23 protein-coding genes and 1 pseudogene are annotated in these 20481 nt (G+C 60.7%); 13 read left to right on the top strand and 11 right to left on the bottom strand.

Translation table 11 applies throughout. The features are described 5' to 3' along the window. Positions 1 to 2: 2 nt before the first annotated feature. Both soxY and soxZ read left to right on the top strand, forming a co-directional pair. On the top strand, positions 3 to 482 hold the full coding sequence (soxY, locus tag DL86_RS11970) for a thiosulfate oxidation carrier protein SoxY (RefSeq protein ID WP_036261714.1): 480 nt from the start codon (positions 3 to 5) through the stop codon (positions 480 to 482). Positions 483 to 501: 19 nt separating this feature from the next. Next, the gene (gene soxZ / locus DL86_RS11965; RefSeq protein ID WP_036261711.1) at positions 502 to 822 is read left to right on the top strand and encodes a thiosulfate oxidation carrier complex protein SoxZ; all 321 of its coding nucleotides are present in this window, start codon (positions 502 to 504) and stop codon (positions 820 to 822) included. A 30-nt stretch (positions 823 to 852) separates the two neighbouring features. Here the strand turns inward: soxZ and DL86_RS19850 are convergent, their stop codons facing one another. Further along, positions 853 to 1005, bottom strand: coding sequence for a hypothetical protein (locus DL86_RS19850; RefSeq protein ID WP_156964614.1), 153 nt, complete (start codon positions 1003 to 1005; stop codon positions 853 to 855). A gap of 393 nt (positions 1006 to 1398) precedes the next feature. Between DL86_RS19850 and DL86_RS11960 the strand changes: the two genes are divergently transcribed. From DL86_RS11960 to DL86_RS19290, 5 genes and pseudogenes are all read left to right on the top strand, one after another. Further along, positions 1399 to 1698 carry an ArsR/SmtB family transcription factor gene (locus DL86_RS11960; protein WP_036261708.1) on the top strand — a complete coding sequence of 100 codons (300 nt, stop codon included), beginning with the start codon at positions 1399 to 1401 and terminating at the stop codon, positions 1696 to 1698. Continuing rightward, positions 1695 to 2759 (top strand): permease, encoded by a 1065-nt coding sequence (locus DL86_RS11955; protein WP_036261705.1) that lies wholly within the window; start codon positions 1695 to 1697, stop codon positions 2757 to 2759. The genes DL86_RS11960 and DL86_RS11955 overlap by 4 nt, the downstream gene beginning before the upstream one ends. A gap of 16 nt (positions 2760 to 2775) precedes the next feature. After that, positions 2776 to 3009: a thioredoxin family protein gene (locus DL86_RS11950; RefSeq protein ID WP_036261703.1), complete on the top strand. Its 234-nt coding sequence runs from the start codon at positions 2776 to 2778 to the stop codon at positions 3007 to 3009. Between the two features lie 16 nt (positions 3010 to 3025). Beyond that, entirely contained in the window at positions 3026 to 3247 is a 222-nt protein-coding gene (locus tag DL86_RS20825; RefSeq protein ID WP_425348920.1) for a rhodanese-like domain-containing protein, read from the top strand. Between the two features lie 124 nt (positions 3248 to 3371). Continuing rightward, a pseudogene (locus DL86_RS19290) lies at positions 3372 to 3575 on the top strand (IS21 family transposase); the annotation flags it as partial. Positions 3576 to 4184: 609 nt separating this feature from the next. Here DL86_RS19290 and folE read toward each other — a convergent pair. The 9 genes from folE to DL86_RS11900 all read right to left on the bottom strand — a co-directional run bounded on the left by folE (position 4185) and on the right by DL86_RS11900 (position 11973). Beyond that, the gene (folE, locus tag DL86_RS11940; protein WP_036261700.1) at positions 4185 to 4757 is read right to left on the bottom strand and encodes a GTP cyclohydrolase I FolE; all 573 of its coding nucleotides are present in this window, start codon (positions 4755 to 4757) and stop codon (positions 4185 to 4187) included. Between the two features lie 272 nt (positions 4758 to 5029). Continuing rightward, positions 5030 to 6238, bottom strand: coding sequence for a plasmid replication protein RepC (gene repC / locus DL86_RS11935; RefSeq protein WP_036261698.1), 1209 nt, complete (start codon positions 6236 to 6238; stop codon positions 5030 to 5032). 228 nt (positions 6239 to 6466) lie between these two features. After that, complete coding sequence (repB, locus tag DL86_RS11930; RefSeq protein WP_051953284.1) at positions 6467 to 7447, bottom strand: plasmid partitioning protein RepB; 981 nt, start codon at positions 7445 to 7447, stop codon at positions 6467 to 6469. Further along, entirely contained in the window at positions 7444 to 8667 is a 1224-nt protein-coding gene (gene repA / locus DL86_RS11925; protein WP_051953283.1) for a plasmid partitioning protein RepA, read from the bottom strand. Before repA ends, repB begins: the two co-directional genes overlap by 4 nt. Positions 8668 to 9354: 687 nt before the next feature. Continuing rightward, the gene (locus tag DL86_RS11920; protein WP_036261693.1) at positions 9355 to 10527 is read right to left on the bottom strand and encodes a tyrosine-type recombinase/integrase; all 1173 of its coding nucleotides are present in this window, start codon (positions 10525 to 10527) and stop codon (positions 9355 to 9357) included. Continuing rightward, positions 10524 to 10940 carry a type II toxin-antitoxin system VapC family toxin gene (locus DL86_RS11915; RefSeq protein ID WP_036261690.1) on the bottom strand — a complete coding sequence of 139 codons (417 nt, stop codon included), beginning with the start codon at positions 10938 to 10940 and terminating at the stop codon, positions 10524 to 10526. Before DL86_RS11915 ends, DL86_RS11920 begins: the two co-directional genes overlap by 4 nt. Further along, positions 10941 to 11186, bottom strand: coding sequence for a type II toxin-antitoxin system Phd/YefM family antitoxin (locus DL86_RS11910; protein ID WP_036261687.1), 246 nt, complete (start codon positions 11184 to 11186; stop codon positions 10941 to 10943). Between the two features lie 221 nt (positions 11187 to 11407). Continuing rightward, positions 11408 to 11749, bottom strand: a complete 342-nt coding sequence (locus tag DL86_RS11905; RefSeq protein WP_036261685.1) for a type II toxin-antitoxin system PemK/MazF family toxin — start codon at positions 11747 to 11749, stop codon at positions 11408 to 11410. Next, positions 11746 to 11973 carry an antitoxin MazE family protein gene (locus DL86_RS11900; protein WP_036261838.1) on the bottom strand — a complete coding sequence of 76 codons (228 nt, stop codon included), beginning with the start codon at positions 11971 to 11973 and terminating at the stop codon, positions 11746 to 11748. Before DL86_RS11900 ends, DL86_RS11905 begins: the two co-directional genes overlap by 4 nt. A gap of 752 nt (positions 11974 to 12725) precedes the next feature. Between DL86_RS11900 and DL86_RS11895 the strand changes: the two genes are divergently transcribed. The 6 genes from DL86_RS11895 to DL86_RS11870 all read left to right on the top strand — a co-directional run bounded on the left by DL86_RS11895 (position 12726) and on the right by DL86_RS11870 (position 20206). Beyond that, positions 12726 to 13028, top strand: coding sequence for a type II toxin-antitoxin system TacA family antitoxin (locus tag DL86_RS11895; protein ID WP_036261682.1), 303 nt, complete (start codon positions 12726 to 12728; stop codon positions 13026 to 13028). Between the two features lie 3 nt (positions 13029 to 13031). Next, positions 13032 to 13544, top strand: coding sequence for a GNAT family N-acetyltransferase (locus DL86_RS11890; RefSeq protein WP_036261680.1), 513 nt, complete (start codon positions 13032 to 13034; stop codon positions 13542 to 13544). 98 nt (positions 13545 to 13642) lie between these two features. Further along, on the top strand, positions 13643 to 15361 hold the full coding sequence (locus DL86_RS11885; protein WP_036261678.1) for an SIR2 family protein: 1719 nt from the start codon (positions 13643 to 13645) through the stop codon (positions 15359 to 15361). Beyond that, positions 15358 to 15936, top strand: coding sequence for a hypothetical protein (locus DL86_RS11880; protein ID WP_051953281.1), 579 nt, complete (start codon positions 15358 to 15360; stop codon positions 15934 to 15936). Before DL86_RS11885 ends, DL86_RS11880 begins: the two co-directional genes overlap by 4 nt. Continuing rightward, on the top strand, positions 15933 to 18365 hold the full coding sequence (locus DL86_RS11875; protein ID WP_036261676.1) for an AAA family ATPase: 2433 nt from the start codon (positions 15933 to 15935) through the stop codon (positions 18363 to 18365). The genes DL86_RS11880 and DL86_RS11875 overlap by 4 nt, the downstream gene beginning before the upstream one ends. A 14-nt stretch (positions 18366 to 18379) precedes the next feature. After that, positions 18380 to 20206 (top strand): DEAD/DEAH box helicase, encoded by a 1827-nt coding sequence (locus DL86_RS11870; protein WP_202899199.1) that lies wholly within the window; start codon positions 18380 to 18382, stop codon positions 20204 to 20206. Between the two features lie 61 nt (positions 20207 to 20267). Here the strand turns inward: DL86_RS11870 and DL86_RS11865 are convergent. Continuing rightward, positions 20268 to 20481, bottom strand: a 214-nt coding sequence (locus DL86_RS11865) for an ATP-binding protein (RefSeq protein WP_036261675.1), incomplete at its 5' end; no start/stop codon positions are given.

The following is a 20481-nucleotide window of genomic DNA, read 5'->3' as shown; positions in this document are numbered from 1 at the left end:
TAATGTCGAGTTCCCCATTGTCGGGATGGAGCCGCCGAGAACTCCTTGCGGCGAGCGGAGCGACGGCTGTCGCCCTGGCCGGCCTCACCCTTGTCAGCACTGCGGCCATGGCGACGCCGGTCGAACTCGAAGAGGCGATCGGCAAGCTCGTTGGGAAGGCGCCCGTGAAAGAAGGGCGGGTCAATTTAAGGTTGCCGCCCATCGCTGAAGACGGCGACGTCGTGCCGCTCACCGTCAGCGTCGACAGCCCGATGAGCGACAGCGACTACGTGAGGAAAATCCACATCCTGGCGCAGGAGAACCCATGGCCGCGTGTCTGCTCCTTCGCCTTGGGGCCGCAGAACGGCAAGGCCGAGGTATCGACCCGCATCCGTCTCGCCAAGGACCAGACAGTTGTCGCAGTGGCGGAAATGAATGACGGCTCAGCCTATCGCATGGCGGTCGCCGTCAAGGTTTCCGTCGGGGGATGCGGCGGCATTTGACGATCAGCAGGAAAAGACTATGGCGCGCTCTCATATCAGAATCCTCAAAGAAGCGAAAGCTGACCAGATCATCGAGGTGAAGACCCGCATCTCGCATCCAATGGAAACCGGCCTCCGGAAGACGGCGGATGGCGCCCCCATCCCCCGCAAGATCATCAACCGGTTCGAATGTATCTATCTTGGGCAATCGGTCTTTGTCGCCGAGCTCCAGCCGGCGGTATCCGCCGATCCCTACATCTCGTTCTTTGTGCGAGCGAGGCAATCAGGCAAGCTCGAATTCGTGTGGACCGACGACGATGGCGCCGCCTACCGCGACGAAGCTGATTTGACTGTCATCTGACCGAGTGAGGCCGGAACCCGTCTCGACGGACTAATTGAGGAATTTGATTTTCAGGGCTGCGACCCAGCCGGACCATTGAGCAATTTCTTGTTTCTCACTCATTTCAGCGCGTTGGCGCACGAAAGCACGAATGAGGCCAAAGCGCTTGAATTCGCCGCGCAAGGTTTGATCTGAAATCGGCATTTATGTGGCCACCCCGAGAGAGGGGGCAGATTATGCGTCCGCAGGTGGAGGTGTTCTTCGATGAGGCAACCAGCACCATGAGTTATGTGTCAAGGACACGGGGTCTGAGCCTGTTCCATTAAGTTGACGCTCCTAGCCCGCGATCGCGTCGGCTATCTCGTCGACCGATATTCCCAACGAAAGCAAGCGCCGAACTATTGTCGAAACGGGTCAACCAGCGATCAATCTGAGCGAGCGGTTCCCGGAGCAACATCCGCCGACTCATTTCGAGAGCGCCGTTCAGAGTGGCCCCGTCCACGCGTCGGCTGCCTTACGCCACCCGAAGACAGCCGACGGTGGATCTTCTCACATAATGCGCTTGACCGCATATGCGCATTACCATATATAAAAGCCATGCAAACCGCGATTCACCTTCTCTCCGCTCTCGCCGAGCCGACGCGGCTCGGAGCCATCCGGTTGCTATGGGACGGCCGGGAGCATTGTCTTTGCGAACTCATGCGGGAACTGGACGCCACGCAGTCGCGCATGTCTCGGCACATGGCGGCGCTGAAGCATGCGGGCCTGGTCGTCGACCGCCGCGACGCACAATGGGTCCGCTACCGCCGCAATCCGCATCTATCCGATAACCTCGGCATAATCGTCGATGCCGTCCTCGCAAGTCTGCCCGACGCCGCGACAAGGAAAGCAGCATGAGCGCCAACGCGTCATCGATCCTGCGCAAGCAACCGCGCGAGCCGTCTTCGGCGGTCTGGCTGGCCGGGACGGCCGTCGCCGCGGCGGCATGGTTCGCCGTCTACGGCCAACTCGCTCCCTTCGCGGAGTGGATCGTGTCTCTCCTGCCCCTAGTGCGCGGCGCCCACCTCGAGGAGGCTATCAAGTTTTTCGTCTACGACACGCCGAAAGTGCTGATGCTGCTGACCCTCGTGGTGTTCGCCATGGGCCTCGTGCGCAGCTTCTTCTCGCCCGAGCGGACGCGCGTCCTGCTCGCCGGCCGGCGCGAAGGACTGGGCAATGTCGCGGCCGCCGGCCTCGGCATTTTCACTCCATTCTGCTCGTGCTCGGCGGTGCCGCTCTTCGTCGGTTTCGTCTCGGCCGGCGTGCCGCTCGGCGTGACATTCTCGTTCCTGATCTCCGCGCCGATGGTCAACGAGGTAGCGCTGGGGCTGCTTTTCGCCCTGCTCGGCTGGAAGGTCGCGCTTACCTATCTCGCGTTTGGCCTCGCGGTGGCGATTGTCTCGGGCTGGGTCATAGGCCGGCTGCATCTCGAAGGCTGGCTTGAGGAATGGGTCCGCAGTGTGCGCTCAGGCGCCGTCGACCTGCCGGCCGACCGGCTGACCCTGGTCGATCGAATCAAGGCCGGCATCGAGGCGATCCGCGAAATCGTCGGCAAGGTCTGGGTGTGGATCATCGCAGGCATCGCCGTCGGAGCGTTCATCCACGGTTATGCGCCATCTGACTTGCTGGCCTCCATCATGGGCAAGGACGCCTGGTGGTCGGTACCCGCCGCTGTCCTGATCGGCATCCCAATGTATTCGAACGCCGCCGGCATCATCCCCGTGGTCGAGGCGCTTCTGGGCAAAGGCGCCGCGCTCGGCACCGCGCTCGCCTTCATGATGTCGGTGATCGCGCTCTCCCTGCCTGAGTTGATCATCCTGCGCAAGGTGCTGAGTGTGAAGCTGATCGCCGTCTTTGTTGGCGTGGTAAGCCTGGGCATTCTCGCCGTGGGCTTCCTGTTCAACGCGATCTTCTCCTGAAGAAAGGCAAATCGTCATGATAGACATCAAAGTACTGGGGCCGGGTTGCGCCAACTGCAAGAACACCACCGCGCTCATTGAGCGCGTTGCTCAAGAGAAGAGCCTTCCAATCAACTTGCAGAAGGTCGAAGAGCTTCGCGAGATCATGAGCTACGGGGTTATGTCGACGCCTGGCGTCGTGGTCGACGGCAAGGTCGTCCACGCTGGCGGTGTGCCAAGCCGCGAAAAAGTTGAGCAGTGGCTGACCTGACGCCTATGTCTCAGCATTGGGCTACCTCTCAACACAGGCTCCACTGGAGTCGCGGTTCGCCGGCCTGCCGCGTGATTGCAAACTTATCACGGTCTGCCAAGTCGGCGGGAGAAGCCTGAAAACGACGAATTTCTTAATGTACCTGGACTTCGATCAAGTCGCGAACCTGGAGGGTGGCATTCCCAAATTGGCAAGCAAGAGTTTCCCGGTAAGGGGCGATGTTTCTGTGCTGCAGTAGGTGTACGCGGCGGCGGAATATTAGGCCACGGAGCGGCGGCATTTTGCGGCTGCGTGGCGGAGTAAAACCCGGCCACTTTTGGGGCTGACCCTTTCCGGATTTTGATTCGGAAGGGCGGCCGGGGATGTTTGCGGTGGAGACTTACGCAGCGGTTCGACGGTTTATTTTCGTCGGGGGAAAGAGCCAGCGCGAGGCGGCGCGGGTTTTCGGATTGAGCCGAGAGACGATCGCCAAGATGTGCCGCTATTCGGTGCCGCCTGGCTACGTGCGGACCAAGGAGCCCGAAAAGCCGAAGCTTGGACCGCTGGTTCCGTTTATCGACGCTGTCGGGATACATTTGAATAGGGTCTGTGTCGGGTTGACGTTATTGGCGAGATTCCAGGTGATGAAACTTCAATGTCTTGGCGACATTGCTGTCGTGAGACAATTGACGTTAAAACTGATACTGACGATCAATCGCTGATTTTATAGTGAGACGGATTGCGGGAAAATGTTGAGCCAGTTTAGGAGTCGGTTTTTTGCCTTCGAGGTGGCGAACCCCACGTTCTCGTTGGGTAATTCGATCTCATAATTGACGTTAATTCTAAGACGATTTCGCCCGATTATCTCAAATTAGCGTCAATTCAACCGCTCCAAGCTCCGAATTCTCGCCCTTAACGTCAGCGCGACAATCTCTTCAGGTGTCATATCGCGATAGAGCATCATGCCTCCCCCTTCACGCGGGCCTTGCGGATACGCTCGCGTCCCAACCGTCGAGCGGAAGAGTCGCCGTCCGCCGCCGATGCGCTTCGGAGGTTTTCAGCTTCCCGTCGCGGGCCGATTAGCGGCGAGTTTTCTGTCATCAAGGCACACCTCTCTCGTGGTTTTTAATGGAACGCGCAGCACCGAACGCCTCATGCTGTTGACGTGACGGGCGGCGGCCGCAATTCCGCATGCGCTACGCTCCACGCGTCAAGCGCAGAAACTCCTCACGCGTTCGGGGATCATTGCGGATCACTCCGAGCAGGCGACTGGTCGTCAGGGTGGCTCCGAGCGTGTTGACGCCGCGCAGCGTCCTGCAGCTGTGCTCGGCCTCGATCACCACGCCAACGCCTTGTGGCTCGAGAATGTCCTGGCTGGCTTCCGCGATCTCGGCGGTAAGCTTCTCCTGGATCTGCAGCCGACGGGCGAACCCGTGAACCACCCGCACCAGTTTGGAGATGCCCACTACTCGATTCGTTGGCAGGTAACCGACGTGCACGCGCCCGACCACCGGCAGCATGTGATGCTCGCAAAAGCTGACCACGCGGATGTCCCGCAGCACCACCAGCTCGTCGTAACCGCCAACTTCCTCGAAGGTGCGTTTTAGATAATCGCGCTGATCAGCTGCATAGCCGGCGAACAGTTCTCGATAGGACCGCGCCACCCGATCTGGCGTATCGATCAGCCCCTCGCGGTGCGGATCGTCGCCAGCCCATTCGATGAGCACCCTGACGGCCGCTTCGGCCTCGGCCTGGGTCGGCTTCGCCATCCCTCTTGCTCCAAATTGATCGCCGCCCCCGAACAGCCGAGGACCCGCAATGCATTAGATTTGCCTCGCCCCGAAATTAGGCGAACCGGCTTCTTGATTTGGAAGAGCGAACGCTCCGCATTCCTCATAACATGCCACCAAAGACCGCGTCTTTTGCTGTTTCCTGCGTCCGCGTGGCGTTTTGCCCGAAGCTAAAGGCATGCGAGCTCTCCAAATAACAGGCGCCATTCGCCCTGACTTTTAATGGCTCTGCTTCCGCCCAAGACAATGCATCATCCGTGTTTCCGATCCTTGCGTTTGGTGCGGATAAGCGCCATGAGCACTGGCCCAAGCGAGAAGCTCCCTGCCCTCGCCTTTTCGGTCAAGCTGCGCAAGTAGCCGCCCGCGCTCTTGATCGCGTCCGATCGTTGCACAATGGCCGCGACCGCGACCGCGGCATCCTCAGGTCCAAGCACCTCGTTGGCGTCCTCCCAGGCGCTTGGACTGATCCCGATGATCGATCGCACCATTCCTGCGGTCGCGACGAGATCCCGCCATGAATTGATCCCATGCCTTGCGTAATCGACGATATCGGGACAGGCGTCGAGCACCATTCCCAGCGGATAGGATCGTTGCGGCGATCTCGGCCTATCCGGTTTGGGCTCGATGGTCGGCCCGTGGCTTATTGGTAAGCCATGTTCAGATTCAATTTTGAGGTTTGTGTTTGAATTCTGTATGTGCCGCTCACTATGAGACTCATTGGCGTTCATTTTTTGTGTTTTGATGAACCCTTCCAACAACTTGCGGATCTGCTCAGCCAACTGAGTCATTTCGCCCGCCAAGGGGTCAAGCTCGGCAAGCGTAGCCGTCCGTGGGATCCGGGCGGCAAGCTCGACATAGGCCGCGTGGAAGCCTGGCCAATCTCCCGGCACATCCTCTTCGATCCCCGTCGCGATCATTTTCACGATATCGCGCCGGCCCAGCGTGATCCTCTCGCGAACCAGTGCCAGAGCGCGATGCTCCGCCCGCGCAGCCTCAGCTAGTTCCTCGAATTCGGCCGCGCGCGCCACGATCGGCGTGAGATCGAAACCGAATGCGTTCTGGATCGCGCCCCCCTGCCCTTTCCGAGCGTAGCGCTTGCCGTTGGGGCTGTCGCGACGGATGATCAGGCCGCAGTTGACGAGCACCGCCAGATGCCGCCGCAGGGTCGCCGGAGCCATGCCGTGCGAGCGGAGCGTGAGCTGCTCGTTGGAGGGAAAGACGACGATGTCGCCCTCCCCGGTCAGCGTCGTCTCCGGGTGGAAGGTCAGGAGCGCATTGAGCACGGCGAGCGCTCGGTCGGTAACCCCTATCGCCGCCCTGCCCTCGCAAATCGCGCGGAACGCCTGCCATTTATGGACCACCGCCTCAGGTGGCCGCGCCTTCGCGGCCACCTGGCTCGCCACCATGGCGAGCGTCAGCGGTCGCCGCCCAAAGGGCGTCGTTGAAAGATTTGGTTGCATGTTCTTCACCTTGTTTCAGGCAAAGAAAATCTGCTCGTCGAAACGACGCCAAGACTCTTGACTATGATTCGCGGAAGTGGTTCTTTCGAGGTTGCCAGACGACGAAAGGGGCTTCCGGAACGGTGACGTTGCGGGGGCCTTTTTCTTTTGCCTATTGCTCCTGCATTGCACCCCGGATGTTTGGGGCGGGTTAAGGGAAGTCGCCGAGAGAGATCAAGTAGTTTCTCCTCAGGGCGCGTTTTGCTCAAACTCCTCGACCAAGGCCGGAAGCCGAGACAAGACGAACGCTCGAAATTGCGGCTCGTCGAGTGATAAAACCATTCGCCGCGAAGTCTCCTCAATCCTAGCCAAGACTTGCCCGCTGACGCCAAGCACGGACTTTGGCGTTGAGCGCGCCTTTTCCGGCGCCGCCGCGAGAGCCTGGATGATCAGATTAAAGCGCATATTAGTATCGGCGCGGCCAAATGCTGGATCGGTGACCACCGCACAAGCTTTCTTCTGAGCGCCGGCGGCCTTCAACATATCGGAGAGCTGGACCCAACGCGGGCGGCCAACCTTTGGCGCCGGCCCGATAGCCCGAATAATTTCGGAAGGAATGCCGCTCGCGACCATCAAGAGCCGGGACATATCCCCTTTGTCCACACCGAGCGCCGCCATGATAGTCCCGCGCTCAAATTTTCTCTGTTCGAGACGCCAAGCAAAAAGGGCCCGCTCGATGTAGGAGAGGTCTCGGCGATCGAGGTTTTCCTTGGCCTGAGCGATGACCAATTCTATGTCGGTCAAAGGTCGAACAATGGCCTTGACTGCACGCCCGAGAATTGCGGCAGCCTTCAGCCGACGGTGCCCATAGGCGACCTGAAACCGTCCTTCGGACTGCGCGTCAGGACGAACGAGAATCGGCACTTGTTGGCCTTGTTCCTCAATGCTCTTGAGGAACGCATTGAATTCGGCGTCGTGATCGACGGGAATTCGATCACTCACGAAAGACGCGTCCACCAGCTTTGGATCAAGCTCGACAACGTATTCGCCGCCTTCTATTTTCGCCTTAAGATCCCGAGCGGTTTCCGCTTCGGCGGACATCCGCTCGAGCGAAAATCCCATGGCGCGCAAGGCACCGGACGCCACAGGTTCGGGCATATCCGGAGGCAATTCAGTCGCCTGCTCGGAACCTTGCCTTAGAAGATCAGCCAGCGTGCTTCGGCGCTTCATGCAGCCGCCCTCCCCCACACTTTCCTAATCAAGTTCTCGATTTCTCCGTTCACGGCATCGAGTGATTCGATGGCTCGCTCATAGGTCTGCCGATTGATCTGGTCGCGGCTGATTTCATAGACTGTTTGTTTGCGCAGCCCGGCTTCTGAGACGGCGGTCGACTTCAACATCGCCTGCGTCAAAACCAGGTCGCCAAAAAGATTGCGAAGAAAGCCAACAACTTGGGCTTGCGGGCCATCATTAGGCTCGAAGCGCGTAATCAGATAGCGCAGAAAGTCGTATTGGAGATTCCCGCCAGCTTTTCGAACCACAGACAGGAGTCCAGAGGTCATCTGCAGGAACTGGGACATCGACGCAACGTCAAGCATTTGCGGATGAATCGTAATGAGAACGCCTGTCGCCGCACAAAGAGCGCCCAGGGTCAGAAAGCCGAGCTGGGGCGGGCAATCGATGACAACAATGTCATAATCTTGATCGACGGTTGTAAGCGCCTTGGCCACGCGGGCGAAGAAAAGCCCGTCGCCTTTCTTACCCTCAGCGAGCATCCTTGGCGTATCGTGCTCGAACTCATGAAGCTCAAGATTGCCCGGCACGATATCGAGACCCTGAAAATACGTCGGGCGGATTATCTCTTTGAGGGGGCGACGATCGCCGTCGTACCGGATGGCCCCGTAGAGCGTTTCATTGGGCTTGATATCAAATTCCGGCTGGTAGCCGAAAAGCGCCGACATGCTCGCTTGTGGATCAAGATCAATGGCCAGGACACGAAAACCCCGTAACGCAAGATATTGCGCGAGATGAGTGCTAACCGTCGTTTTTCCGGAGCCGCCCTTAAAGTTGGTTACCGCAATTACCTGCAGATGTTCAGAACCGACGCGGGCAGGGATATACCCCGGCTTGGATTTTGCGAGGAACCGCCGCAGCTCATGAACTTGAGCGAGTGAATAGAGGCGACGCCCTCCGGGCCCCCTCTCGGCCGCCGGCCCCCCTCCCCCGAGCGCAAGCTGGCGAAGATATCCATCCGTTACGCCAATAAGGCGCGCGGCCTCCGCGCTGGAAAAAAGTCGCAGCTCCTTTTGCGCCGTTGGCGGGAATAGCCGCGCACGTAGCGTGTGCAGCTGCGATGACAAAGCCCTGGCATTATCGGCGATCAACTGGTCAATTGACGCCGGCGGCGAAGTGCTTCGCGAGATGTCTTGGGTAGCAGCTTGATCCGTCATTAACGCCAATCGAAGGAGATGAGGCTTAGTTTGCGTAGATTTGTGGATTCGGCATTGCCCGTCAACATAAAAATTGTAAACGGAAATTAACCAAGCGGCTGAAAGGTCACTTGATTCGCTTCGCAAGTAAAGTCAGCAGATCAGATCGCCAATGTTGGCAGCTGCCAACCCTGGGTTGGCAGTATGTTTTACGAGAGCATTTTCGAGCGACGAGGAGGCCGTTTCGCGTTAAGAAAATGCGATAAAACAAAAGTCCAGAGCTGCTTTCTGATTTCGATGAACCCGAAGGCGGTCTAGCCCACTAGATGAAGCGCCCCAACCAGCGCCCATCGAAGGGTTGCGCTGCTTGGGCTATCCTCTGAGGAGATTAGAGCCCCCGCCACATGGTTGGCAGATGCCAACCCCAAAATGGGTTCGACCTTTTGACCCCTCCCTTACAAACTTCCCGATCCTTTTTTTGGTAGCTCCCCGCCCTCACCCCACCCCTGGGAAGTCGAGAAAAGCTGATTGTGAACCCGCTACCTTTCGACATATTCGAGGAAGACAGAGACGTCAGCGCAGAACGGAGAGCTCCAGGGTAGCGCCCGAAACATCTCGTGGTCACATGAATAGACGATTGCGTGGTGACCGCCGTCGAGACGCGGCTAATAAGCGCGAAAGGCGGCGCGGCCCACAGCCGCGTTTCCCTTAAACCACCAGCCGCGCGGCCTTGCCCATCTGCCGTTCGGCGTCATTATAATAGCTCGCGGCCTGCTGGACGGAGCGATGCTGGGACTGCTGCATCGCCTCGGGCAGGGCGACGCCGCGCCGCGCCGCCTCGGTGAGATAGCCGGCGCGCAGCCCGTGCGCGGAAAACTCCCTCGGATCGAGCCCGGCCAGGGCGACGCGCCGCTTCAGAATCAGATTGACGGCTTGAGGGGTGAGCGCCTTGGCTTCAACGCTGCCCCATCGATCAATCGCCCGGAATATCGGACCTTTGGCGATGGCTCCGCGCAGAAGCCATTGGTTCAGAACGTCAACCGGGCGACCGACCAAAAGCACGCGCTGATTCTCGTCGGCCTGGCCGGTTTTGGTGCGCCCAAGCACGATCGTCAGGCAGGGCAGGGCGGGGGAGTTGGCATCCGTAGGATCGGAGGGCACCCGCGCCTCTTCGACAAGCTGCTCGACGCGAAGGCCCGCGACCTCGCTGCGCCGGCGCCCGCCGGAGCCGAAGGCCACCAGGAGCAGCGCGGCGTCGCGGGCATCGACCAGGCGATCGGACGTGCACGTCGTGAGAAGCTTCTCGAGCACATCGCCAGTGACCGCCCGCTTGCTCTTCCGGGCGCGCGGCCGCGCCGCCGCGCGCACCGCCAGCCGGATCGCCGAGCGAAGCGCCGGCGAGGCGAAGGGTCCCCCCGTCCCTTTCCAATGATGCAGGGTCGTCCAGCTGGACAGCCGCCGCCGCACGGTCGCCGGCGCATGCGGGCCTTCGACCCGCAACAGCTGCTCCGCGCGCAGGAAATCGGCGATGTCCGCCGGCATGCCGTGGTTCGGATTGCTCTCACGCTGCGCCGGGTCCCACAGATGATGCGCGACGAATTTCAACGCCAGAGCCTCCGGCGCCGGCCAGGGCAGGGGGTTGGCGGTGGCGGCGAGCGCCCAGGCCTCGAGATAGGCGAGGTCGGAGGCGAGCGCCCGAAGGCTGTTCTCACCCATGCCCTCGCGAGCGAGGTGCTTGAGGGTCTCGACGTCGTCGTCGGTCAAAATCTCGGCGAGCCGATCGCGTCGATCCATCGGCAGGATCGCCGCCAGGGCGTCGAGCTCGAGCGCGCGACGGGTCGCCGGATTTTTCCGCGACAGGGCGGGCGTGGAATCGCTCATGGCGCCGCCAAGGGTCCAAGCAAGGGAATGTTTTCGCGCCGGGCCGCCGCGGCGAGCTTGCGATCGAGGGTCGCGAGCGCGACGGCCTCGCCGATCGCCAGGGCGAGATAGGCGGCGTCATAGGCGCTGAGCTGATGAACTCTGGCCAAGGTCAGAACCGCATGGTCCTCGCCCGGCCCCAAATGCCGCAGGGGCAAAAGGTTGAACCGCTGCATCGCCCAGGGCAAAAAACTCTCGCGCACGCGCTGCCGTTTGACTGCGGCCAGGAACAGGCTGCGGATCTCGTGGCGTAAAAGATCGGGGGCCAAAGCCGGGCTCTCGCGCAAGAGGTCGAGGAGCGCGTCCGTCTCCGGCGTCTGTTCGTCCGGCATCAGCCAGGCGGCGACCATCGAGGCGTCGGCGACGAACGCCATTTAGCGCCGCCCCTCGGCTTTCCAGTCCAGAATCTCGTCCAAGCTGACCGGAGCCAGCGCGAAGGAGTTCCGGCCGGCCTTGATCTCGGCGATGACCGCGGCGACGTCATTGTCCTTGCGCAGGGGGCTGAGGCGGGCGATCGGATCGGGCCCCCGGGAAATGATCACCTCTTCGCCGGCTTCGACCTTGGCGAGAAGTTCGGACAGGTGGGCTTTGGCTTCGGCGACTTTGACGGTGAGAGTCATGGCGCGTGTGTCCTTCCAAAAATGGCGTGATCGAAACGCGCTCTTTGCGCCCATTTGCGTCATTTTAGGGCGCAAACGCCAGTTGGTCAACCCGTAGACCTCCTCGCTATCGATAAACGTCAGATAGCGATCCTCGTCGGGATGAGCTTGCGGAGCGCCGAGCCCAAGCAGCGATTCGCTCCAGCAGCGCCCGGGCGAATCGGGGCGATCATGTCGCCGCTTTAATCGACCATCCCCGGATCGGCCAGTCCGACCACGAGCGAGAGCGCATAGTTGAGAGCGCGGATCTGAGCCCGGGTCAGCCGGCCGATCGGCTCCCCGCATTTGCCGCGCGGAAGGGCGAAAATCTTATCGACCATGACGTCGGAGGGATCGCGCAATCCATTTTCAGGCGTCGGCGCGAGCGCCAGCCGGTAGAACGGCGCCGGCCGCTGGGTCGTGGTCAGGAGGCAGACGAGAAGGCTCCCGGTTTCATCGAGCGCGTCGGATTGAATAATGACGGCCGGACGGGGTTTCCCGTAGTCACCCGGCGCCGCGACGACGATCAGATCGCCGCGCCTCATCGGCTGGACTCATCCGCGGCCATGATTTGTTCGATGAATGCCAGCGCCTCGGCCTCTTCGGGGGCGCCGCGCAGAACTTCGGCCTGGCGCCGGGCTTCCTCGCGAAAGCCCGGGGCGCGCGGGTCGGGGACCCAGATCCGGAGCAGCCGCATGCCCTGATGGCGCTTGGTGGCGCGGTAGCGGCTGGCGCGGTTATGGCCATCGTCTTTGGCGGGGCGGGGCATCGAAGGTCCAGTCTCCAAGCGTCGATTGGGCGCGCATTGGGGCGATCGCGGCGCGTTCGCGGCCATTTCCAACCGTTTTCCAAGTGTTTTAAGCGTAGCGCGTCACGTTATTTGGGTCAATCCCTATCACTATCGATAAACGCTAATTATCGATAGTTAGAGCCGCGGAAAAGAGGCGTCCGGGTGACAGAAGTACACCCCTCATACACTTCTTTTTTGCTATAGTCCTCACGCTAATTCAGTGACATAATCCCTAAACTCAGAAGCGGAGACCAGCGTGGGCGCCGAGCAACGGGAAATCCTTGCTGTCGGTCTCGCTTAAGGATTTCAATTTGAATCGCTTAAGCAAAACTCAGCGCTCGATTGTTGCCTAATGAGTTCAATGCAAGGCCGCGTAACCCCTTTGCAACACAACGGTTTAGGGGTTATGAGTCCGCAAGGTGAAAAGCGAAAGCGCAGTGGTGAAAACTACGCCCAAGGCGCGCCGCGTCTTCGACAAGTGAGCTTGTTCAGATCCGCCCTTCACTCCGCGCGGCCTTTGCCGGAGGAATGCGAGGCCGGCGGAAGCGGAAACTGAAGTGCTTTACTAAAATTGAACTTCTTAGTCAAAAATGCAAACTGTAATTCGGGCTACCCTCGTGGAAACATGAGGAGTTGTGGAATTGAAGTCCTGAAGCAAAAGCCACAGCAATCGTCCGATCTCTTGACTTTACCGGCTATTGGCCGTACAATGTTGGTACAGGAGATTGACGATGGCCAAACCTGCAATTCACGCCCCTCGCGGTCGGATTCGTGGCGAGCGTCTAGAAACGCGGGTTACGGCCGATCAAAAGAGTCTCATCGAACGCGCTGCAGCCCTGCAGGGTCGCACGGTCACCGATTTCGTGCTGACCAGCGTGCAGGAAGCCGCCCGCCGCGCCATCGAAGAGCACCAGCGCCTCGACCTATCGGTTCGGGACAGCCAAGCCTTCGTGGAAGCCCTGATCAATCCGCAGCCGGTCAACGATCGTCTGCGCGACACGGTGCGTCGGTATCGCCAGGTCACTGGTGTCTAAGGAGTGTCTCGAGCTGGCGACGACACGCTCAGGGTCGAGGTCCTCGGTCCGCAGCATGATCGCACCGCGTTCGAGAGTGGTGTAGAGCTACTCGATCGGTATTTGCGGGTCCAGGCCGGGCAGGATGCTCGAAAGAATATGGCAGCCCCGTTCGTGCTGGTGCTGCCCGATGGCGCCATCGGAGGGTACTATACCTTGTCGGCGACGAGCGTGAACCTGGCGGAGTTGCCGGCGCAGATCACCCGGAAGCTGCCGCGCTACCCCCTCGTGCCGGCGACCCTGCTCGGGCGACTTGCGGTGGATCGACGGCATCAAGGCAACGGTTACGGGCGCTTCCTGCTGGCCGACGCGCTGTTCCGATCGGTGCGCAGCGAGATCGCGTCCTTTGCTGTGATCGTCGAAGCCAAGGATGAGAATGCAAGGCGGTTTTACGAGCGTGAGAGTTTCCTGTCATTGCCCGATCAGCCGATGAAACTGTTCCGACCGATGACGGACATCACGGAGATGTTCAAATAATCGTTCGAAAGACTGCCTAACTTAAAGAAATCGGGAGAACAGCGCATGAAGGCAAAGACGAGATTGGTTATTGGCGTCCGCAGCGCTGAGGAGCGTTGATGGCCCTCGCCCCGCATGCCGCAAGCATTTCTGTCAGCGAAACGCTCGCGCTGCTCGACGGCCAGTTTGAAGCTTTCGCCAAAGGTGTCGCCGAAGACCGCTATGTGCTGTGGCTAGGGTCCGGCATTTCATTCGGCCGCGTCGACGGGCTCAAAAACGTTGTCCCGCGCGTCATTGAGTTTCTTCGGGCACGAATCGATGTGGGCGACCCGGTCTGCCGTTTCAAAGCGGCGCTTGAGGAAGCGCTCGTCCTCGCCCACCTGAGCGACGACGAAAAGCGTCGGATCGACTTTACGCGACCATTCGTCGACTGGCCCGACGCAACGGCGATCACGGAACGACTGATCGGGGAATACGCGCATCTTCTGGAGACGCCAGTTGAAGGCGAGCCAGAAGATTTCGTGCTGTGGAACGGTGTGAACATCACAGCGACCTTCGCCGATCCAGCTCTTGAACCGGATATCGAGCACATCTGCATTGCCATCCTAATCTTGGAAGGCCTGGCGTCGGAGATCGCATCGGCAAATTGGGATGGTCTCGTCGAGAAGGCGGTCGAACGGCTGACACGCGGAACGCCCGCACTGGTCGTCTGCGTCCGGCCCGAAGATCTGCGCGAGCCGGAGCTCAAGGCGCGGTTGTTCAAATTCCACGGTTGCGCAGTCAAGGCCTGTGGCGATGAAGCGACCTTTCGTCCCTATCTGGTCGGCCGGCAGTCGCAAATCCACGGCTGGGTGGCACAGCCGGAAAATGCCGCCATGGTCAATCGTCTGATCGACCTGATCGCCGCCAAGCCAACCCTAATGATGGGGTTGTCGGCGCAGGACGCAAACATCCAAGCGATATTTGCGCACGCGGAGGCGCGGATGGCCTGGCCGTGGCCCGGCGATCGGCCGAGCTATGTGTTTTCCGAGAATGTGATTGGCGTCGACCAGCGCGGGTTGCTGAAAAATGTCTATCGGGCGGCCTATACCGCGGTCAGCCGCCAGCGGATCATGGATAGCGCGCTGATCCGCGCCTTCGCCAAACCGCTCCTCGTCGCCCTGGTGTTGCACGTACTTTGCTCGAAGCTGAGGCGGTTGATCGAACTCGCGCCCGGCGCTCTCGGAGCTGGCGAACAGCAAGCGCTGCAGGACGGCGTGCTGGCCGTTCGAGATCTATTGGCGGCCGCGGCGGAACCGGATCGCCTGACCTTCATGCACGACCTGATCGATCAGGGCAGCCGGGCGATCACGTTGTTTCGCGATGGGCATGCGGGAGCCCCGCCGAGGCCTTACAATCCGATTTCGCCGATGCCCCTGCAGCAAATGGCGGCCGATATGAGCCTTCCTGCCTCAGGCTTGCGGGAAGTCGCCGTCGCGACGGGTATTCTTGGCGTCGGTGTCAAGGACGGCTCTTGGAACTTGGATGTGACTGACCCCACCGACTCGACGGCTGGCGCCATACGTGTGAATTCGCCTGCCGCCTCAGCCAAGATGTTCTTCGCTGCCAATAGCCAGGCGGCGCTTCGTCTGCGGCACCACGGGCATCTCGTCGACGGTGACGAGGCAATCTTGGTTCATAGCCTTGAAGTTCCACTGCGCCTGCCGAGGTCGCCGCGTGGCGCGCCGGGGCGGACCGGCAAGTTGGGACTCCGGGAAGTAAGCATCGCCAATTTGATGAGCGAGGTCGCGACGAGCGCGGAGCTCGTCCAGCGGTTCCGCGAAGAGATAGCCTTATGACTGCGGCGACCCCTGTCGATCGTGTGGCCGAGGTTCTGGCCAGTGCCAAGTATCGCCGCTTGTCGACGCCGCTCGAAATCGCCGGATTGAAGTTCGATTTGCCTGCCGCCTTCATCGGCACGGCTCCGTCGCCGGATCTCATTCTCGTTGCCGATACGGCCTTCGATGAGGAAAGGCGCATCTTAAGCAAGATCGAGGGCATCGCCCGGGCTATGGATGTGGTGCAATCCAAACGGCCGGTGACGGTCGTGCTCGCGGGCCCACGGCCGAGTTCCGCCACGCTCGATTCGCTCTCCAGGGTGTGCCGTGTTTTGCCGATTGGGGCCGTGCTGGATGAAGATCCAGACATCACCCTCCGGAACTGGCTAGCAGTGCTTATGCCGCTGAGCTTGCCCGAGGCGAACGCCAGTCTCGCCGATCCGCTGACGGAGATCGCGGCTCAACTGGAAGGTCTGGAACCCGAGGTGGCTGCTCTCGTTGATTTGGCGCAGAAGGGGGCGGATGCTGTGCAGGCGCGCCTGCACGCGATCATTGCCGAGCCCATGACAGATGAAGAGGAGGGCGAGGAACCATGACCCGCTTCTTGAGATCCATCACGGTCACGAATTTCCGCAGCATCAAGGGCTCGGTGACGGTGCCGCTGGATGCGCCTGTCGTTCTCATCCATGGCCAAAACGGAACCGGCAAGACGAGTCTGCTATCGGCGATCGAGCTGGGTTTGACGGCTCAGCTGCCGTCGCTGGCGCGACTCGATCGCGACTATTTAGCTCATCTCGTCCATAAGGAGGCCAAGGAGGGCCATGTCGCCGCGACCGTCGATGGATTGAATGGGGCTTCCAGATCGACCGATATTGTCGTTGGCCGGTCGAGTGTTTCCGGTGATGCGGTGCTGTCCCGGGAGCAGGCGCACTTCTACAGCGAGCGATGTTACCTGGCGCAGGCTAGCCTTGGCCGGCTGCTGGAAATCTATGAGGACAAGGATACGCGGAAGAGCGATTCTCCGCTGACTAAGTTCGTCAAAGACCTGCTGGGCCTGGATCATCTGGACGCCTTGATCGAGGGCTTGCACGATGCGGGCGATGTGCGCCGCCTTCGTGAGTCCGTACCGCTTTATTGGGACGCTCGCGAAACTATCCCAACTCTTGAGAAGGACATACGCCGAGATTCCGCCGAGAAACTGCGGCTCGATGGAGAGATTAAAGCCGCTACGGATCGGTTATTGAACAAACTCACGGCGCTGAACATGCCGTCGACACCGACACCCGCGGATGCGGAGCTGACCCATATTTTTGAAAACCGACCGGAGGAGCCGGAGCTTCAACGCTTGGCGCGATTGCGCCGCGATATCATCGCAACGCGTGATCAATGGCGGAGCATCCAGTCACCTGTCGACGCGGCTGACCGCGATGGCGCGGAACGGGCCTCGACCGAAGCCAACGCGGCCCTCGATGCGTGGCGGTCGTCGACCGGCAGTGCCCTTGAGGGTCTCTTTGCCCGCCTTTCCGGATTCCTTGCGGACCTTGCCTTGCCACAGGCGGTCGGACCGGAGCGGGCGCGCGCGGCGGCGCTTCAAACGCTTAACGCAGAGCTGAACCGGTGCGTTACAGTGCTGACGCGGGACGCCGACGCTACGGGACGCATTGCAACGCTGGATCAGAACTTGGAACGGGCTCGGTCGCGCGCCGCCGTGCTCGACAATCAGATCGCAGGCCATGCCGCAGCGGCGGGAACGTTGGCGCAAGCACTTGCCGGAATACTTCCGCACATCCACTCAGAGGACTGTCCGGTGTGTGGACGTGACTTTGGCGAGACGTCAGGAGGGTCGCTGCAGGCTCACGTCTCGAACCATATTGCAGCGTTGACGGAAAGCGCAGGCAGGCTCCAGGCGCTCACACGCGAGCGAGCGAATGCAGCCAAGACTTTGGCCGACGCGGAACGAGAACGGGCTGCAATCGCGGCCGGCCAACTCGCCGCGACGGCGCGCGACGATCTAAAGGGCCGACGCGCTCGACTTGAGGAGCTTCAGAGAGCTCTGATGGAAATCGCACTAGCAACCACGGCCGGTGAGCAACTGATCGGCGCGGCGGCTGCCGCATCGCAGCGGCTGGCCGAGTATCGCAGCCGCGACGAACGAGCAACGACGTTACGCGTGTCCGCGACCCGCTTTGCGCAGGATCTAAGCCTTGATGCGATTGGGCAGACAGAGAGTTTGGAAACCGCGCTCGAACGCTTCCAAGGCAACATCGCCGAGCGGGAAACGACTTTGGTCGTGCGGCAGTCGGCCCGCCGCGACGGCTTGATCGAACTCCGCGAACGACAGGCCTTAGTCGCACGGCGCGGCGGGGTGGCCGACGCCGTCAAAGGGGGAGAGGAGCGTCTTAGCCGGCTAACGACTGCAAAAGAGAAAGCGGATGTGCGAATCCAGCAGGCACGCGAACTCGGACGGCGCGCACGCGATGCCCGGACAAACATCGTGCGTCGGGTCTTCAATGATTCGCTCAATGCTGTTTGGCGCGATCTCTTTGTTCACCTTGCCCCGGACGAGCCCTTCGTGCCGGCCTTTGCTCTCCCTGAAACTCAAAGTGGTCCCGTCGAAGCGGTCCTCGAGACGGTTTATCGCACAGGCGGAAAGGGCGGAAATCCGCGTGCGATGTTGAGCGCAGGCAACCTGAATACGGCTGCATTGACGCTCTTTCTCGCCTTGCACCTGTCCGTCAAGCCGACGCTGCCTTGGCTGGTGATCGATGATCCGGTTCAAAGCATGGACGAGGTGCATATCGCTCAGTTCGCGGCCCTTCTTCGGACCCTATCGAAACAGCACGGCCGCCAGGTGATCATCGCTGTGCATGAGAAGCCGCTATTCGACTACCTGACGCTTGAGCTTAGTCCCGCGTTCCAGGACGACCGGCTGATTACGATCGAAATGGGACGAACCGCGAGCGGGGGCACGATCGTGAACTACGAACCAATAATCTGGAAGCCGGATACGGCCATAGCAGCATAGAGATTGGGAGAGACGTGGCGGTCAGGGCCATCTTCGTCGGCATAAACAAACATCGGGACCCCGCGATCCCGGAGCTTGGCGGTGCTCGGCGCGACGCGATGACGTTGTGGGCGTTGTTCACCGACACTGTCGATGGAATGACGGCGCGGCTTCTGGTCGACGACCGCGCGACCCACACTGAGGTGTCGCAGGCCATTCTGGGAACGCTATCAACCGCGCAGGAAGATGATGTGATCGTCATCAGCTTCGCGGGCCATGGCTCGCCGGACGGAAGCCTGGTGTTGTTCGACACTGATGTTGCGGATCTCGCGGGCACTGCGCTGTCGATGACCGCCCTCGCTGAGGCATTCAAGAGCACCAAGGCACGTGCGGTGCTGTGCATCCTTGATTGTTGCTTTAGCGGCCAGGCGCCAGCGCGTGTGCTCGAGACGGCCGCGCGACCACGCAACGCCTTCGCGCTCGCGGGCATCTATGGCGAGGGGCGCATCCTCCTTGCTGCGTGCGCCGCAAGCGAAGCGGCGTGGGAGCAGCCAGGGACCGGCCATGGGCTGCTCACATACGCCACGATCGAGGCATTGAGCAGGGGCGAAGGGGCGTCAGTAAGCTTTCCAGAGATCGCCGGCGAGATCATCCGGCTTGCCCGGGTCGAAGCCGAGCGCATCGGTGTTACTCAAACGCCCGTCTTCCTAGGGACTGTCCAGGGCGGCCTGACCTTCCCGGTGCTCAAACGCGGCGACAACTTCGTTGCGGCATTTCCCGCATTTTCGATCCACGAGATGTCCGGCTCGTTTGCGGAATTCGCGGCGTACGGCTTTCCGGAGGATATCGTCGGCCAGTGGACGGCGGACTTCCCGAGCGGGCTCAACGCTCTTCAGCTCAAGGCAGTTAATGAGCATGGGGTGCTCGACGGCAAGTCGTTGCTCGTGGTCGCGCCGACGAGCTCGGGCAAGACACTGATCGGCGAGGTGGCCGCGATCCAGGCCGTAACGGCCGGAAAAAAGGCGGCATTCCTCCTACCGTACCGTGCCCTGGTCAACGAGAAGTTCGAAGACTTCAGCCAGCGCTATGGGCCGGCTGGCCTGCGTGTGGTCCGGTGCAGCGGCGACGCGGCGGATGGCGTCGGTCCGGTCCTGACCGGCCGCTACGATCTCGGCTTCTTTACTTACGAGACCTTCCTCAACCTAGCGCTTGGATCGCCGCGCCTGCTCAATCAATTGGGCTTGGTGGTGCTCGACGAGGGTCAGTTTATCACCGATCCCAATCGCGGAATCACGGTCGAACTAATCTTCGCACTTTTGGTCAGGGCGCGGCAGCGCGGTGTTTGGCCCCAGTTGGTAGTCCTCTCGGCTGTTATCGGGAAGCTTAATAATTTCGATCGCTGGCTCGATCTGCCTTTGCTCACGTCGCGGGAGCGGCCCGTGCCGTTGATCGAGGGTGTACTCGATCGCCGTGGAACGTTTCAGTTCGTTGATGTGGACGGCGCGACCAAGTCGGAGGCAATGCTCCCGGCGCATCAGATTGTGCAGCGCCGTGACAAACCGAGTTCGCAGGATGTGATCGTGCCGCTGGCGAAGCAGTTAGTCGCAAAGGGCGAAAAATTGCTCGTGTTTCGCAATATGCGAGGCCCGGCCCAGGGCTGCGCCCGATACCTCTCGAAGGAACTGGGCCTCGGTCCCGCCACGACAGTTATCGAGGCGCTGCCGACGCGGGATTTGACCGGCGCCTCGCAAGACCTGCGCGGCTGCTTGGCTGGCGGCACCGCCTTTCATAATACCAACCTGTTGCGTGCTGAGCGGGAAGCGATCGAGAAGGGCTATCTGTTGATTTCCGCTTCGAACTGACCCGGGATTTTCATTGAGAAGTGACCCGGGTGGATGTTGTGTCCCGCGTTGCGGGCGAGGGTCAAGCGGCGGATTTTTCCTTTCGTGTTTTGGGAGCTGCGGCGCTTGCCTTGAACCGGTAGCTGTCGTTGCCTGTCTCAATGATATGGCAATGGTGGGTCAGCCGGTCCAGCAGTGCGGTGGTCATCTTAGCGTCGCCGAACACTCCGGCCCACTCGCTGAAGCTGAGATTGGTGGTGATGACGACGCTGGTGCGCTCGTAAAGTTTGCTGAGC

Source organism: Methylocapsa aurea (genome assembly GCF_000746085.1).
GTDB classification, from domain to species: domain Bacteria; phylum Pseudomonadota; class Alphaproteobacteria; order Rhizobiales; family Beijerinckiaceae; genus Methylocapsa; species Methylocapsa aurea.
The sequence above is the reverse complement of the archived record's forward strand: the minus strand, read 5'-3'. Positions and strand labels throughout refer to the sequence as shown.